Genomic DNA, 13,918 nt, shown 5'->3' on the forward strand with positions numbered 1-13,918 from the left:
ATGGGCAACATAAAACAACAAGAAGCCATGCCGGTGATCCGCGACGTGCGCGATTTCGACCGTCGCTCCGGCAACCTGCTGGAACGCCTGGTCTTCAACTACCGCCCGCTGTTCATGCTGCTGATGGCGCTCGCCACCGTGGTGCTGGGCTTCATGGCGGTCACCCGTCTGGAGCTGCGCCCCAGCTTCGAAAAAATGATTCCGCAGAGCCAGCCGTACATCCAGAATTTCCTGGAAAACCGTGCGTCCCTGCGCGGCCTCGGTAACTCGGTGCGGGTGGTGGTGGAAAACACCCAGGGCGACATTTTCGACCCTGAATACCTGGACGTGCTCAAGCAGGTCAACGACCAACTGTTCCTCACCGAAGGCGTTGACCGCGCCTGGATGAAATCGCTGTGGAGCCCGGCGGTACGCTGGACCGAAGTCACCGAAGAAGGCTTCCAGGGTGGCCCGGTGATGCCCGACACTTACCAGGGCAAGCCTGAGCAAATCGAGCAGCTGCGCCAGAACATTTCCCGTGCCGGGATCGTCGGCAGCCTGGTCGCCAGCGACTTCAAATCCAGCATGCTGATTGTGCCGCTGCTGGATAAGGCGGGCGCCGGCGGAAAGCGCATCAACTACCATGAATTTTCGCAGATGCTCGAAGAGCAGTTGCGCGACAAGATCGAATACGCCGGTGACAGCGCCGCGCGCAAGTCCGGCGTCGAAGGCAAAGGTCACTACAAAGTCCGGGTGATCGGCTTCGCCAAATTGATGGGCGACCTGATCGACGGCCTGATTCAGGTGATGATGTTTTTCGGCCTGGCCGTGATCACGTCGCTGGTGATCATTTACGCCTACACCCGTTGCGTACGCAGCACCTTGCTGGTGGTCGGCTGCTCGCTGATTGCGGTGGTCTGGCAGCTGGGCATCGTCGCCTGGCTGGGTTACGCCATCGACCCGTACTCGGTGCTGGTGCCGTTCCTGATCTTTGCCATCGGCGTGTCCCACGCCGCGCAGAAGATGAACGGGATCATGCAGGACATCGCCCGCGGCACCCATAAACTGATCGCCGCGCGCTACACCTTCCGCCGTCTGTTCATTGCCGGGGTCACCGCGCTGCTGGCCGACGCCGTGGGTTTCGCCGTGCTGATGCTGATCGACATTCCGGTGATCCAGGACCTGGCGATCACCGCCAGCATCGGTGTCGCCGTCTTGATCTTCACCTCGCTGCTGCTGATGCCGGTGGCGCTGTCCTACGTCGGCGTCGGTGCGAAAGCCGCCGAGCGCGCGCTGAAAATCGACACCCGCGCTGAAAAGCACAAAGGCTTTGGCCGACTCTGGGATTTGCTCGACCGTTTCACCACCCGCAAGTGGGCCACGGGCGCCGTATTGGTCGCGGTGCTGATGGGCGTCGGCGGCTTCATGGTCAGCCTGCACCTGAAAATCGGCGACCTGGAAAGCGGGGCGCCGGAGCTGCGTGCCGACTCGCGCTACAACCGTGACAACGCCTACATCACCCAGCATTACGCACTGTCCAGCGACCTGTTCGCGGTGATGATCAAGACCGCACCGGAAGGCTGCCTGAACTACAAGACCCTGGTATTGGCCGACCGTCTGGCCTGGGAGCTGCAACAGAACCCGGGCGTGCGTGCGACCACCTCGCTGGTCAACGCCGTGCGCCAGATCACCGCCGGCACCTACGAGGGCAACCCCAAGCTCAACAGCATCCAGCGCAACCAGGACGTGCTCAACTACGCCGCGCAACAGGCCTCGGTCAACTCGCCGGAGCTGTTCAACAACAATTGCTCGCTGATGCCGGTGATCGCCTTCCTCAAGGACCACAAGGCCGAAACCCTGGACGAAGTGGTCGCCATCGCCGACAAGTTCGCCAAGGAAAACAGCACCGACGATCGTCAGTTCCTGCTCGCTGCCGGCAGCGCCGGGATCGAGGCTGCGACCAACATCGTGGTGCGCGAGGCCAATCACACCATGCTGCTGTACGTGTACGCGGCGGTGACGCTGTTCTGCCTGATCACGTTCCGCAGCTGGCGCGCGACGCTGGTGGCGCTGCTGCCGCTGGTGCTGACCTCGATCCTCTGCGAAGCCTTGATGGTGGCGATGGGCATCGGCGTGAAAGTCGCGACCTTGCCGGTGATCGCGTTGGGCGTCGGCATCGGCGTCGACTACGCGCTGTACCTGCTGAGTGTGCAGCTGCATTTCCAGCGTCAGGGGCTGTCGTTGTCCCAGTCGTACCGCAACGCCGTGTCGTTCACCGGCCGGGTGGTCGGGCTGGTCGGCATCACTCTCGCCGCCGGCGTGGTGTGCTGGGTCTGGTCGCCGATCAAATTCCAGGCCGACATGGGCATCCTGCTGACCTTCATGTTCCTGTGGAACATGCTCGGCGCGCTGATCCTGATTCCGGCCCTGTCGTACTTCCTGCTACGCGAAAAGTCCCTGGAAACACGTCCTGTCGAGGACGCTCTGCTGGCGCCCGCCGAAGAAGCCGGCACCTCGCACACTTCACCTGTTCCACATGCCTTGAGCACACCTGAGTAAGTCACTATGTCCGAATACAAAGCTCCCTTGCGCGACATGCGCTTCGTCCTCAATGAAGTCTTTGAGGTGTCCAGTCTGTGGGCGACATTACCTGGCCTGGCCGAGGTGATTGATGAAGAGACGGCTGCCGCGATCCTCGAAGAGGCCGGCAAGATCACTGGTGAAGTGATTGCACCGCTGAACCGCAATGGCGACGAACAAGGCTGCACCTGGAACAACGGCAAAGTCATCGCGCCGGACGGTTTTGTCGCCGCGTACCAGGCGTTCGCCGAGGGTGGTTGGGTCGGCGTGGGCGGTGATCCGCAGTTCGGCGGCATGGGCATGCCCAAGGCGATTTCGGCGCAGGTCGAAGAGATGGTCAACTCGGCCGGCCTGTCCTTCGGCCTCTACCCGATGCTGACGGCCGGCGCGTGCCTGTCGATCAATGCCCACGCCAGTGAAGAGCTCAAGCAGCGTTATTTGCCGAACATGTATGCCGGCACCTGGACCGGTTCGATGTGCCTGACCGAAGCCCACGCCGGCACCGACCTGGGCTTGATTCGTACCCGCGCCGAGCCTCAGGCCGACGGCAGCTATAAAGTCAGCGGCAGCAAGATTTTCATCACCGGCGGTGAGCACGACCTGACCGAAAACATCATTCACCTGGTACTGGCCCGACTGCCGGATGCACCGGCCGGTCCTAAAGGTATTTCCCTGTTCCTGGTGCCCAAGGTGCTGGTCAACGACGACGGTTCCCTGGGCGAGCGCAACGCGCTGTCCTGCGGGTCCATCGAGCACAAGATGGGCATCAAGGCCTCCGCCACCTGCGTGATGAACTTCGACGGCGCCACTGGCTGGATCGTCGACGCGCCGAACAAGGGCCTGGCGGCGATGTTCACCATGATGAACTACGAGCGTCTGGGCGTCGGCATTCAGGGGCTGTCCTTGGGCGAGCGCTCGTACCAGAACGCTGTCGAGTACGCCCGTGACCGTCTGCAAAGCCGTGCGCCAACCGGTGCGCAGAACAAGGACAAGGCCGCCGACCCGATCATCGTCCACCCGGACGTGCGCCGCATGTTGTTGACCATGAAAGCCTTGAACGAAGGAGGCCGTGCGTTCTCCAGCTACGTGGCCCTGCAACTGGACACGGCCAAGTACAGTGAAGACGCGACCACGCGCAGTCGTGCACAGGAATTGGTCTCGCTGTTGACCCCGGTGGCCAAGGCGTTTCTCACCGACATGGGCCTCGAAACCACATTGCACGGTCAGATGATTTTCGGCGGCCACGGCTACATCCGCGAGTGGGGCCAGGAGCAGTTGGTGCGTGACGTGCGCATCACCCAGATTTACGAAGGCACCAACGGCATCCAGTCGCTGGACCTGGTCGGGCGCAAGATCGTCGGCAGCGGCGGGGCGCTTTACCGCTTGTTCGCCTCCGAGGTTCGCCACTTCGCCGCCAGCGCCAACGCCGAGTTCAGTGAGTTCAGCAAGCCGTTGAACGCCGCCGTGGACGTCCTCGACGAATTGACCGCGTGGGTGCTCGACCGGGCGAAAAACAACCCGAATGAAATCGGCGCAGCCTCGGTCGAGTACCTGCAAACCTTCGGCTACGTCGCCTACGCCTACATGTGGGCACTGATGGCCAAGACCGCCATCGGCAAGCAGGCCGAGGACGACTTCTACGTCAGCAAACTGGCCACCGCACGCTTCTACTTCGCCCGCCTGCTGCCACGCATCCATTCATTGAGCGCATCGGTCAAGGCCGGCAGCGAGTGCCTCTACGAGCTGGACGCCGCGCAGTTCTGATCGCCAGGCCCCCGCGACTCCCGACTCCGCGTCGGGAGTCGATTGCAACTGAGTGCATCGAGGGGCTCTGAGCCAATAACATAAGGACCAGGAACCCAAACATGATGGCGACAAAAATAATCCCGCCCGCCGATGGCGCCTACGCCTATCCCTTGCTGATCAAGCAATTATTGCTGTCCGGTGCGCGCTACGAACCGGGTCGCGAAATCGTCTACGCCGACAAACTGCGCTACGACTACCAGACCCTCAACAAACGCATCCGCAAACTGGCCAACGCCTTGACGGCCGCCGGCGTGAAAGCCGGGGACACCGTGGCACTGCTGGACTGGGACAGCCATCGCTACCTGGAATGCTTCTTCGCCGTGCCGATGATCGGCGCGGTGCTGCATACGGTGAACATTCGTCTGTCGCCGGATCAGGTGCTGTTCACCATGAACCACGCCGATGACGATCTGGTGCTGGTGCATGATGATTTCCTGCCGTTGCTCGAGCAGGTCCAGGATCGGTTGACCACCGTCAAAGGCTATCTCCAACTCACCGATGACAGCGCCGCCAGCACCTCGTTGCCGGTGCTGGGTGAATATGAGCATTTGCTGTCGCTGGCATCAGACCAGTACGACTTCCCCGATTTCGACGAGAACTCGGTGGCGACCCTGTTCTACACCACCGGCACCACCGGCGACCCGAAAGGCGTGTACTTCACCCATCGCCAACTGGTCCTGCACACCCTGAATGCCGTTGGCACGCTGGGCGTGTATCAAGGCCAGCCGCTGCTGCGTTCCGATGACGTGTACATGCCGATCACGCCGATGTTTCACGTGCATGCGTGGGGCGTGCCGTATGTCGCCACGCTGATGGGGCTGAAGCAGGTTTATCCGGGCCGCTACGAACCCAACAGCCTGGTCCGGTTGTATCGTGAGGAGAAGGTCACCTTCTCCCATTGTGTGCCGACCATTCTGCAAATGATCCTGAACTGCGAGGCCGGGAAGCAAACCCGTTTCGAGGGCTGGAAAATGCTCCTCGGCGGCAGTGCGCTGACCCTCGGTATCGCCAGCGAAGCCAGCGCCAAAGGCATGGTGGTGCACAGCGGTTACGGCATGTCGGAAACCTGCCCGTTGCTGTGCCTGAGTTACCTGCGTGACGACGTGCTCAAGCAACCCATGCAAGACCAATTGGCAACCCGCATCAAAACCGGCACCCCGGTGCCCATGGTTGACCTGAAAATCGTCGATGCCAGCGGCAACGATGTGGTCCATGACGGTGAGTCTCTCGGCGAAATCGTGGTCCGCGCACCGTGGCTGACCCAGGGTTATTTGAAAGAACCGGCAAAGGGCGCCGAGCTCTGGCTCGACGGCTGGATGCACACGGGCGACATGGCTTCCATCGACTCGATGGGCGGCGTGGAAATCAAGGACCGCATCAAGGATGTGATCAAGACCGGGGGCGAGTGGATCAGCTCGCTGGAACTGGAGAGCCTGATCAGCGAACACGCGGCGGTGATGTCTGTCGCGGTCGTCGGCATCGTCGATGAGCAGTGGGGCGAACGGCCCATGGCGATGGTGGTGTGCGAGCCGGGTCAGTACCTCGACAAGCAAATCCTCGAGACGCACCTGCAGACATTTGTCGAGAGTGGGCGTATCAACAAATGGGCGATTCCGAAGCAGTTCAAGTTCGTGGCCGAGATTCCCAAGACCAGTGTCGGGAAGATCAACAAGAAGCTGATTCGGGAGAGTGAGGCGGGCTGACGGTTGAAGCAGTTGTCCGGCTCGTTGGGTCGATAAAAGAACGTGGCGTGGGGGAGACCTCACGCCACGTTTTCGTTTGGGGTTGCTTGTTGATTGTGTGGTGTTATTTAAGGATTTGGCCTACGCCGTTTTCCTACTTCTCTGACTGCTTTCCTGATTGATCTCCCGCAAAGTCTCGCGCGCTCAAAACGCTGCGCGAGGGCGAAATTTCTGGGCAAGGTCGTCGGAAGTTTCCTTCAAGTTGTGGCGGCTTTGATGAACTGGTGCGAAGTGAGATCCATGGATAGTCTTTGGCTGTCGCTGCAAATGCAGTGGCAGGGTGTAGGAACCCTTGGATTTTCACCGCGCGTCAGCGCTGTCGTGTGATTGCGGCACTTACTTAGTGTCCGTAAGATCGTTCGCGGCGGCTGTGCGCGGGACACGCTTCGGCGTGGCTGAGTTTGGTGGATCCTCAGTTTCCTACTCCCGCGTACGGCTGCCACCCAAGCCCGTAGGAAGGCCGTTGGTAGCTTAAATTTATCCGCCCAAGGTCTGAAAAAATGAAAACCCTTCACCCCGATCCACCCTACGAAAAACCCATTCCCCACCCCAAAAGCCGCTTCATGGCGCTCACCAGCAACTGCACCGACATGCCCACGCTGTTCGTCGACACCCACGCGCCGCTCGATGTTTTATACGAAGCTGCCAACTACCGGATTCGCGCCGTCACCCAGGTACTGGAAAACATGTCGATGCGCGGTTCAGTCGAGTGCGAATCCTTCATCCTCAGCGACTTTGCGCTGCTGTGCGCCATCCCATTGCGCGATGGCTGTGATGTGCTGGATGTAGTGGGGCGGCGATTGCGGGCGCAGGCTTCGGATTAGCGCCGCTGAATAATCGTTCCCACGCTCTGCGTGGGCATGCAGCCCATGACGCTCTGCGTCAAACGGGTGCCCGGCTCGACACCGGCAGTATGGCTGGAACGCGGAGCGTCCCTTGAGGCGTTCCCACGCAGAGCGAGGGAACGATCGTCGCAACGATCGATGCTTTCGCAATAGCGACTCACCGCAAAGCACATGCGCAAGGAGGGGTCACCCACCAGTGGGTGCCACTCCTTGGTGCAAAAACTCACTCAGAGCAAGTAACCCGCAGCCTGGGCGAGGTGGTTGTCCTGCACACCAGCGATCAAGTGCAAGGGGATGTGCTGTTGTTCTTCCATGACGGGCACTTCGAAGCACCCCACAATTTGAACGTGCCGCTCACTCAATCCGGACGACTCTTGTGCCTGTAATTTAACCATTCTCGCGTGGTTCGCTGCGATTTCACTGAGGGTTGACACGTTAAATCTCCGGTGACTCACCAGGCGTTTCGCTGGGGTCCTTAAATGTTGAGTGGATTGTCGTCGCGTCAGATTTACGTCGTTTCCGGGCGGCTACGACCGGCCTCTGCAATCCCTGCGCCAGAGCGTCTCGTGCATTGCGCGACACGATTTACCAAGCGACGAATGGTTGAAAGGACAAGAAAGTTTCTGGGCGTGTCGTCGGAGAGTTTATGAAAGTTGCAGCGGTTTAAATGACCGTATGCGCCTTTCGACTGCGCATACGGTGTCGCGAATGCTCTGTAACGTCGCTTACTTGATCTCGACGTCGTTGAATTTCACGACGCTGTCATCGCCGTGATTGGTCCGCAGGCTCAGCTTGAGTGCAGGGGAATTTTGTAGATCACCGCGTCCTTGCTCAAACGCCAATCTCACCCGCGTGGGTACGCCGCGCACAACCGGGAAGGTTTCGCGGTTCATGAACTTTGAAGAGCCTACCTGCATCTTGTCGATGTTCAGCGCCCCACCGGTTTCTTCGAACAGACTTGTGTCGGAGTTGAAGTGAAATTCACCGTCCAGGCGGGTATTCGTCAGCTCGAAATCACAGTTGGGCGAACGCCCGATTTTCTCGCAGCCCAACAGTTCGATGCGCACACCGTCAATCACCTCGATGCGTTTGCCCAACATACTGGCACCGCCGTTCTCGATGAATTTCTGCTGGTTACGGGCGAAGTCGAAACTCGGTTTTGCGTATTCACCACCCAATGCGAAAAAAATCACCGCCAGGCCCGCCGAGAGGATCACCAGCATTGCACCTTTGAGCATCTGCGGGAGGCGGCTGGCATACCAGCCCAGGAAAATGACCGACAGAAAAACAAAGGCACTCATGAACAGGATCACGTTTTTCCAGTTCAGAAAGCTCAGCCCGAACACGGTAGGGTCTGGAAACACATAGGTGATCAACCCCCACATAGCAGCCAGCAGTGCACTGATGCCGCCCATGATGCGCGTGATAAGACCGGAGATTTTCTTCGGTGGCAGTGCGGTTTCCATGTAAATCCTTGAGTGATTTCGTCGACGGGCGTTGTTGCCCATCGAGAGAGATTGAAATAGGGAAGGGCGCTTCATGGAGTCCATTATCGAAGCGTTAGCTGTCAATTTTGAGCGAAATCAAGGGGGATGGCAATCTAATGGCCAAGGTCGTCTGTTTCGCCTGAAAGCAGGGAGCGAGAGTGGGCTTTGTTATATCAAAAAAGAATAAATAGATAATTATATATTCCTTTTATTGCTTGCCTGATGGGTGCACGTTGGAGGCCTGCACATTTTGTGCGTATTGGCCCGACATCAGACAGGAAGCCTCATCATGACCATCAAAGCGATTAACGTCCGGAACCAGTTCAAGGGCGTTATCAAGGAAATCGTCCAAGGCGAAGTGGTGTCCGAAATCGACGTGCAAACCGCCTCCGGCATCGTCACCTCAGTGATCACCACCCGTTCGGTGCGCGACCTTGAACTGAAAGTGGGCAGCGAAGTGATTGCCTTCGTTAAATCCACCGAAGTCTCGATCGCCAAGCTCTGAAGCCCCCAGCCAACACATACTTTGTAGGTTGTGCCATTCCTTAATTTATCGGCATTGGCCAGTCACCCCCGAGGTTTTCATGACGACACCTTTCAAGCGCTCCGCACTAACCCTGTTCGCCACTTCCGTGGTGGTGCTGAGCGCATTACTCAGCCCGGTGGTTCAGGCCGAAGGCAAAATCAGCATTGCCCAGCAATTTGGTATCGGTTACCTGATTCTGGATGTGGTGCGCGACCAGCAGCTCATCGAAAAACACGGCAAGGAGCAGGGCCTCGACATCAAGGTCGACTGGAACAGCATCTCCGGGGCCACCGCCATGAACGAAGCGCTGCTGGCCGGGGCGCTGGATGTGGTGTCGGCCGGCGTGCCGCCGATGCTGACGATCTGGGACCGGACCAAGGGCAAGCAAAACGTCAAGGCCATTGCCTCGCTGGGGTCGATGCCCAATTACCTGCTGACCAATAATCCGAATGTGAAAAGCCTCAAGGACTTCACCGAAAAGGACCGAATCGCGGTGCCGGCGGCGGGGGTAGGTTTCCAGTCGCGCACCTTGCAGATCGAAACGGCCAAACAGTTTGGCGTGGACAATTTCAAGAAGTTTGACGATATCTCGATCAGCCTGGCCCACCCCGATGCAACGTCGGCGCTGATCGCCGGCGGTTCAGAGATCAACTCACACTTCTCCAGCCCGCCGTTCCAGTACCAGGAACTGCAAAGTCCCAACGTGCACAAGGTGCTGAGTTCCTACGACGTACTGGGTGGCCAGGCCACGTTCAACGTGTTGTACACCACCGAAAAATTCCACGACGAAAACCCGAAAACCTACAAAGCGTTTTACGCAGCGCTGGCCGAGGCAGAGCAGATTATCAAGGCTGACAAGCCCGCAGCGGCCCAGACCTATATCCGCGTGGAGCAATCGAAACTATCCTTGCCATTGGTTGAGAAAATCGTCGCCGACCCGGAAATCGATTTCACCGTGGTGCCACAGCGAACCTATATCTATGCCGAGCAATTGCAGACGTTAGGGGTGCTGAAAAACAAGGCAGACAGCTGGAAAGACTATTTCTTTGAGGAAGCACATGGCGGTGCAGGCAGTTGAGACACGCTCGAACATCATGCAAACCCCGACCTACCAACGGCTGGACGTCGCCAACGGCAAGCCGATCAAGCTCTGGACCGAAGGCGTCCCGGTCGAAAACGAAGCCCGGCAGCAACTGATCAACACCGCGAAGATGCCGTTCATCTTCAAGCATCTGGCGGTGATGCCTGACGTGCACCTGGGCAAGGGCTCGACCATCGGCAGCGTGATTCCGACCGTGGGCGCGATCATCCCGGCGGCCGTCGGCGTCGATATAGGCTGCGGCATGATCGCCGCCTGCACCACGCTGACCGCTGCGGATTTGCCCGACAACCTGCACGGTTTGCGCAGCGCCATCGAGAGAGCGGTGCCCCATGGCCGCACGCTGGGACGTGGCGTCCGGGACAAAGGCGCCTGGGACAGTGTTCCGAAACAGGCCGATCATGCCTGGTCGGCGCTGGCTTCACGGTTCAAGGCAATCACCGATAAGTACCCGAAACTCGCCCACACCAACAACCGTGGGCATTTGGGCACGTTGGGCAGCGGTAACCACTTTATTGAAGTGTGCCTGGATGAGACCGACCGGGTCTGGTTCATGCTGCACAGTGGTTCTCGCGGGGTCGGCAATGCCATCGGAAACCTGTTCATCCAACTGGCCCAGGCCGACATGCGACAGCACCTCGCCAACTTGCCGGACCGTGACCTGGCCTATTTCAAGGAAGGCAGTCGGCACTTTGACGATTACGTTGAAGCCGTGGGTTGGGCGCAGGATTTTGCCAGACAGAACCGTGCGCTGATGATGCAATCGGTGATTCAAGCGACCCGGCAAGTGATCAGGAAACCCTTCGAGGCGGCGCTGGAAGCGGTGAACTGTCACCACAACTACGTGCAAAAAGAGCGGCACTTCGGCGAGGACATCCTGGTCACTCGCAAAGGTGCGGTGTCGGCGAAGAAGGGCGAGTTGGGAATCATTCCGGGGTCGATGGGCGCGAAAAGTTTTATCGTTCGCGGACTCGGCAATGAGCAGTCGTTCTGCTCCTGCAGCCACGGCGCCGGCCGCACCATGAGCCGCACCAAGGCGAAAAGTCTGTTCACCGTCCAGGATCAGGTTCGCGCCACCGCCCACGTGGAATGTCGCAAGGATGCGGCGGTGATCGATGAAATCCCGATGGCCTACAAAAACATCGACGACGTGATGCACGCCCAGCGCGAACTGGTGGAAGTGCTGCACACCTTGCGCCAGGTGGTGTGCGTCAAGGGCTGAACACTTCCACTCACCGAGCGATTACTTGTACTTGATCACGATGCCTTTGAGCTTGCGGCCCTGAATCGTTTCGATGTCGCGGCTCCACAGCGGCCCGCTGACATACGCGCCGACGGTCCCGATATGGTCGTAAACCACGACCACGGCATCGCCGCCAAGCTTGGCGGATTCCTCCCGCAGCTTTTCTTCAACCTGTGTAATCGGCGGGGCTGGGTCGACGCTGGCATCGATCAGCACTTCACCCAACCGAACATGCGGGCGAAGGGGCTCGGTGCGCAACACCACCACTTCACTGGCCAGTGTTGGGGCCGGATGTTCGACACCCACATAGGCTGTGGTCTGGGCATCGACGGTGGCGCAGCCATTGAGCGCGAGCAGGGCGGCGGCGAGCCCTCCCGCCAGCAGCGACATTTTGCAGCGGGTGGACCAAGGGGCATGGGCAGGCATAGCGGGTGTCCTCCGAACAATCCGTTGCCACGCGGGTGGCTTGTTGACGGTAGCAGACGGTCCGGGAGTTGCCAGAAAGCCCAACGTTCGCAGGTTGGGCTTTTTCAGGCCGGAGGCCAAAGCGTGTTACTGATCCTTCTCGCAGTTGACCATCCACGACACGCCGAACCGGTCCACCAGCATGCCGAAACGCGCCGCCCAAAACGTCTGTTCCAGCGGCATTTGCACGGTGCCGTCTTCCGACAAGGCATTAAAGACCCGTTCCGCTTCGGCGATGCTGTCGACATTCAGCGACACCGAAAAACCGGCCATGTCATCGACGGGACGATCCGGTGTGGTGTCAGACCCCATGATCGCCTGATCGCCCACCACCAGGCGGGTGTGAATGATCAGGTTATGAAGGTCTGTCGGCACGTGCTCGCCGGCCGGGGTTTCACCGAAGGTCATCATGGCTTCGATCTTGCCGGGCAAACTTTTCTCATAGAAAGTGAACGCCGCTTTGCAGTCGCCGTTGAAGATCAGGTAGGGGTTGATTTTCATGGTGTGCTCCCGGTAACGAAGGAGGCCGGGCGTGGCTGATCGACCCCCGGCCCACAGTAATTGGACGCCATTAGCAAAGCGTTAGAGGGAGGGTTTGGCAAAATTCGTTTAGATGATTTTTCTATTGAAGCGGGGTGTTTTATCGCCTGGACACGCGTGCACCTGACCTTGCATCAGGTGCTCACGCCACCGCGCGTGGCGCCGAAGGCCGCAGTAGACGCTCAATGGCCCCGCTCACCATGTTTTCCAGCAGTTCATCGCGCTCATGGTCGTTCAGCGGATGTTGCATCAACCAACTGGGGGCGCTGTTGAGCAAATTGGCGATGGCGTGTGCTGTGGCGCGTCTCGCCTGTTCACCGACCCGCGGTTTGGTGCCGAGCATCAGCAGCAGGCGGTGTTCGTATTGCTCGCGCAATTGCCGGACGCGCGCCTGTTGCTCGTCATTGAGGCAACCGCTGTCGCGTTCCGCCAGACGAAAATGCCACGGCATTTCCCGGTGCAGATTCAAATGCGCACGGATCAGGTTTTGCAGCTTGTCGCGTTTCGCCGGGCCCTTTTGATCGAGGCGATCCAGGGTCGCCAGCAGCTCTTCGTAGAACTCCTCGATCAGGTCGAGCAGCAAGTGCTGCTTGCTCGGGTAATGGTGATACAACGAGCCCGCGGAAAGCCCCAGGCACGTCGCCAGCTCACGCATGCCGACCTGACCGAAACCCTTGCTGGCAAACAACTCCAGCACTTTGTCCCGGTACTCGGCAAAGCGCGAGCAACGCTCAGGCATAGGCATGGAAGCCACGTCCTGTTTTACGACCCAGATAACCGGCGGCGACCATTTCCTTGAGCAGCGGAGCCGGGCGGTATTTGCTGTCGTTGAAGCCGTCGTAGAAGGCTTCCATGATGGCCAGCAAGGTATCCAGGCCGATCAGGTCGGCCAGGGCCAGCGGGCCGATCGGCTGGTTGCAGCCCAGGCGCATGCCCGCGTCGATGTCTTCGGCACTGGCCAGTCCTTCCTGGAACACCAGAATGGCTTCGTTGATCATCGGCACCAGAATCCGGTTGACCACGAAACCCGGGCGGTTGCCGGCGGTGATCGCGGTTTTGCCCAAGGTGGTCGCCATGTCCAGGGCCAGGGCATGGGTGGCGTCGCTGGTTTGCAGGCCGCGAATCACTTCAATCAGGCCCATCACCGGCACCGGGTTGAAGAAGTGCAGGCCGATGAAACGCTCAGGCTGGCTGACGCTGGCGGCGAGTTGGGTAATCGACAGCGACGAGGTGTTGGAGGCAATCACGCACTCGGCACTGACCTGCGCGGCGATTTGTTGCAGCACGCGCAGTTTCAGGTCAAGGTTTTCGGTGGCCGCTTCGATCACCAGTTGCGCGTTTTTCAGGCTGTCGTATTGGGTGCTGGTGCGAATCCTGTCGAGGGCGACGTGCTTCTGTTCCTCGGTCAGCGTTGCCTTGGCGACCTGGCGATCGAGGTTTTTGCTGACGGTGGCCAGCGCTTTTTGCAGGGCGCTTTCGGAGATGTCGATCAGGGTCACGGTGAAGCCGGCCAGCGCACAGACCTGCGCAATCCCGTTGCCCATGGTGCCCGCGCCGATCACGCCGATGTTTTGCAGATTCATCTTGCCGTCCTTCCACTCATACC

Annotated in this window: 14 protein-coding genes; 8 read left to right on the plus strand and 6 right to left on the minus strand. The window is 59.4% G+C overall.

The features are described 5' to 3' along the window. The 4 genes from SB725_RS12935 to SB725_RS12950 all read left to right on the plus strand — a co-directional run bounded on the left by SB725_RS12935 (nucleotide 1) and on the right by SB725_RS12950 (nucleotide 6,931). Nucleotides 1-2,538, plus strand: coding sequence for an efflux RND transporter permease subunit (locus SB725_RS12935; RefSeq protein WP_027921438.1), 2,538 nt, complete (start codon nucleotides 1-3; stop codon nucleotides 2,536-2,538). A gap of 6 nt (nucleotides 2,539-2,544) precedes the next feature. Beyond that, nucleotides 2,545-4,323, plus strand: a complete 1,779-nt coding sequence (locus SB725_RS12940; RefSeq protein WP_410921879.1) for an acyl-CoA dehydrogenase C-terminal domain-containing protein — start codon at nucleotides 2,545-2,547, stop codon at nucleotides 4,321-4,323. Between the two features lie 101 nt (nucleotides 4,324-4,424). Then, nucleotides 4,425-6,068, plus strand: a complete 1,644-nt coding sequence (locus SB725_RS12945) for a fatty acid--CoA ligase (protein ID WP_410921881.1) — start codon at nucleotides 4,425-4,427, stop codon at nucleotides 6,066-6,068. 539 nt (nucleotides 6,069-6,607) lie between these two features. Further along, nucleotides 6,608-6,931 carry a hypothetical protein gene (locus SB725_RS12950; protein ID WP_027921435.1) on the plus strand — a complete coding sequence of 108 codons (324 nt, stop codon included), beginning with the start codon at nucleotides 6,608-6,610 and terminating at the stop codon, nucleotides 6,929-6,931. A 248-nt stretch (nucleotides 6,932-7,179) separates the two neighbouring features. Here the strand turns inward: SB725_RS12950 and SB725_RS12955 are convergent, their stop codons facing one another. Together SB725_RS12955 and SB725_RS12960 are read right to left on the minus strand one after the other, a co-directional pair. Beyond that, entirely contained in the window at nucleotides 7,180-7,386 is a 207-nt protein-coding gene (locus SB725_RS12955) for a hypothetical protein (RefSeq protein WP_194939726.1), read from the minus strand. 291 nt (nucleotides 7,387-7,677) lie between these two features. Then, complete coding sequence (locus tag SB725_RS12960) at nucleotides 7,678-8,418, minus strand: hypothetical protein (RefSeq protein WP_410921883.1); 741 nt, start codon at nucleotides 8,416-8,418, stop codon at nucleotides 7,678-7,680. A 73-nt stretch (nucleotides 8,419-8,491) separates the two neighbouring features. On the opposite strand from SB725_RS12960, the gene SB725_RS12965 reads away from it, so the two are divergent. From SB725_RS12965 to SB725_RS12980, 4 genes are all read left to right on the plus strand, one after another. Next, a complete protein-coding gene (locus SB725_RS12965) occupies nucleotides 8,492-8,626 on the plus strand; it encodes a hypothetical protein (protein WP_410921884.1) in 135 nt (44 codons plus the stop codon). Nucleotides 8,627-8,728: 102 nt separating this feature from the next. Further along, nucleotides 8,729-8,944, plus strand: coding sequence for a molybdopterin-binding protein (locus tag SB725_RS12970; protein ID WP_027921432.1), 216 nt, complete (start codon nucleotides 8,729-8,731; stop codon nucleotides 8,942-8,944). A 79-nt stretch (nucleotides 8,945-9,023) separates the two neighbouring features. Continuing rightward, entirely contained in the window at nucleotides 9,024-10,043 is a 1,020-nt protein-coding gene (locus tag SB725_RS12975) for an ABC transporter substrate-binding protein (RefSeq protein ID WP_410921886.1), read from the plus strand. A gap of 16 nt (nucleotides 10,044-10,059) precedes the next feature. Further along, entirely contained in the window at nucleotides 10,060-11,286 is a 1,227-nt protein-coding gene (locus tag SB725_RS12980; RefSeq protein WP_027921430.1) for an RtcB family protein, read from the plus strand. 21 nt (nucleotides 11,287-11,307) lie between these two features. Here the strand turns inward: SB725_RS12980 and SB725_RS12985 are convergent, their stop codons facing one another. From SB725_RS12985 to SB725_RS13000, 4 genes are all read right to left on the minus strand, one after another. Continuing rightward, nucleotides 11,308-11,733, minus strand: a complete 426-nt coding sequence (locus SB725_RS12985; RefSeq protein WP_027921429.1) for a hypothetical protein — start codon at nucleotides 11,731-11,733, stop codon at nucleotides 11,308-11,310. A gap of 126 nt (nucleotides 11,734-11,859) precedes the next feature. Then, nucleotides 11,860-12,273: a VOC family protein gene (locus SB725_RS12990; protein ID WP_027921428.1), complete on the minus strand. Its 414-nt coding sequence runs from the start codon at nucleotides 12,271-12,273 to the stop codon at nucleotides 11,860-11,862. A 181-nt stretch (nucleotides 12,274-12,454) separates the two neighbouring features. Beyond that, complete coding sequence (locus tag SB725_RS12995) at nucleotides 12,455-13,057, minus strand: TetR/AcrR family transcriptional regulator (RefSeq protein WP_027921427.1); 603 nt, start codon at nucleotides 13,055-13,057, stop codon at nucleotides 12,455-12,457. Next, on the minus strand, nucleotides 13,044-13,895 hold the full coding sequence (locus SB725_RS13000) for a 3-hydroxybutyryl-CoA dehydrogenase (protein ID WP_027921426.1): 852 nt from the start codon (nucleotides 13,893-13,895) through the stop codon (nucleotides 13,044-13,046). Before SB725_RS13000 ends, SB725_RS12995 begins: the two co-directional genes overlap by 14 nt. Between the last annotated feature and the right edge of the window lie 23 nt (nucleotides 13,896-13,918).

Source organism: Pseudomonas sp. SIMBA_041 (assembly GCF_046535095.1).
In the GTDB taxonomy this organism is placed as follows: Bacteria; Pseudomonadota; Gammaproteobacteria; order Pseudomonadales; family Pseudomonadaceae; genus Aquipseudomonas; species Aquipseudomonas mucoides.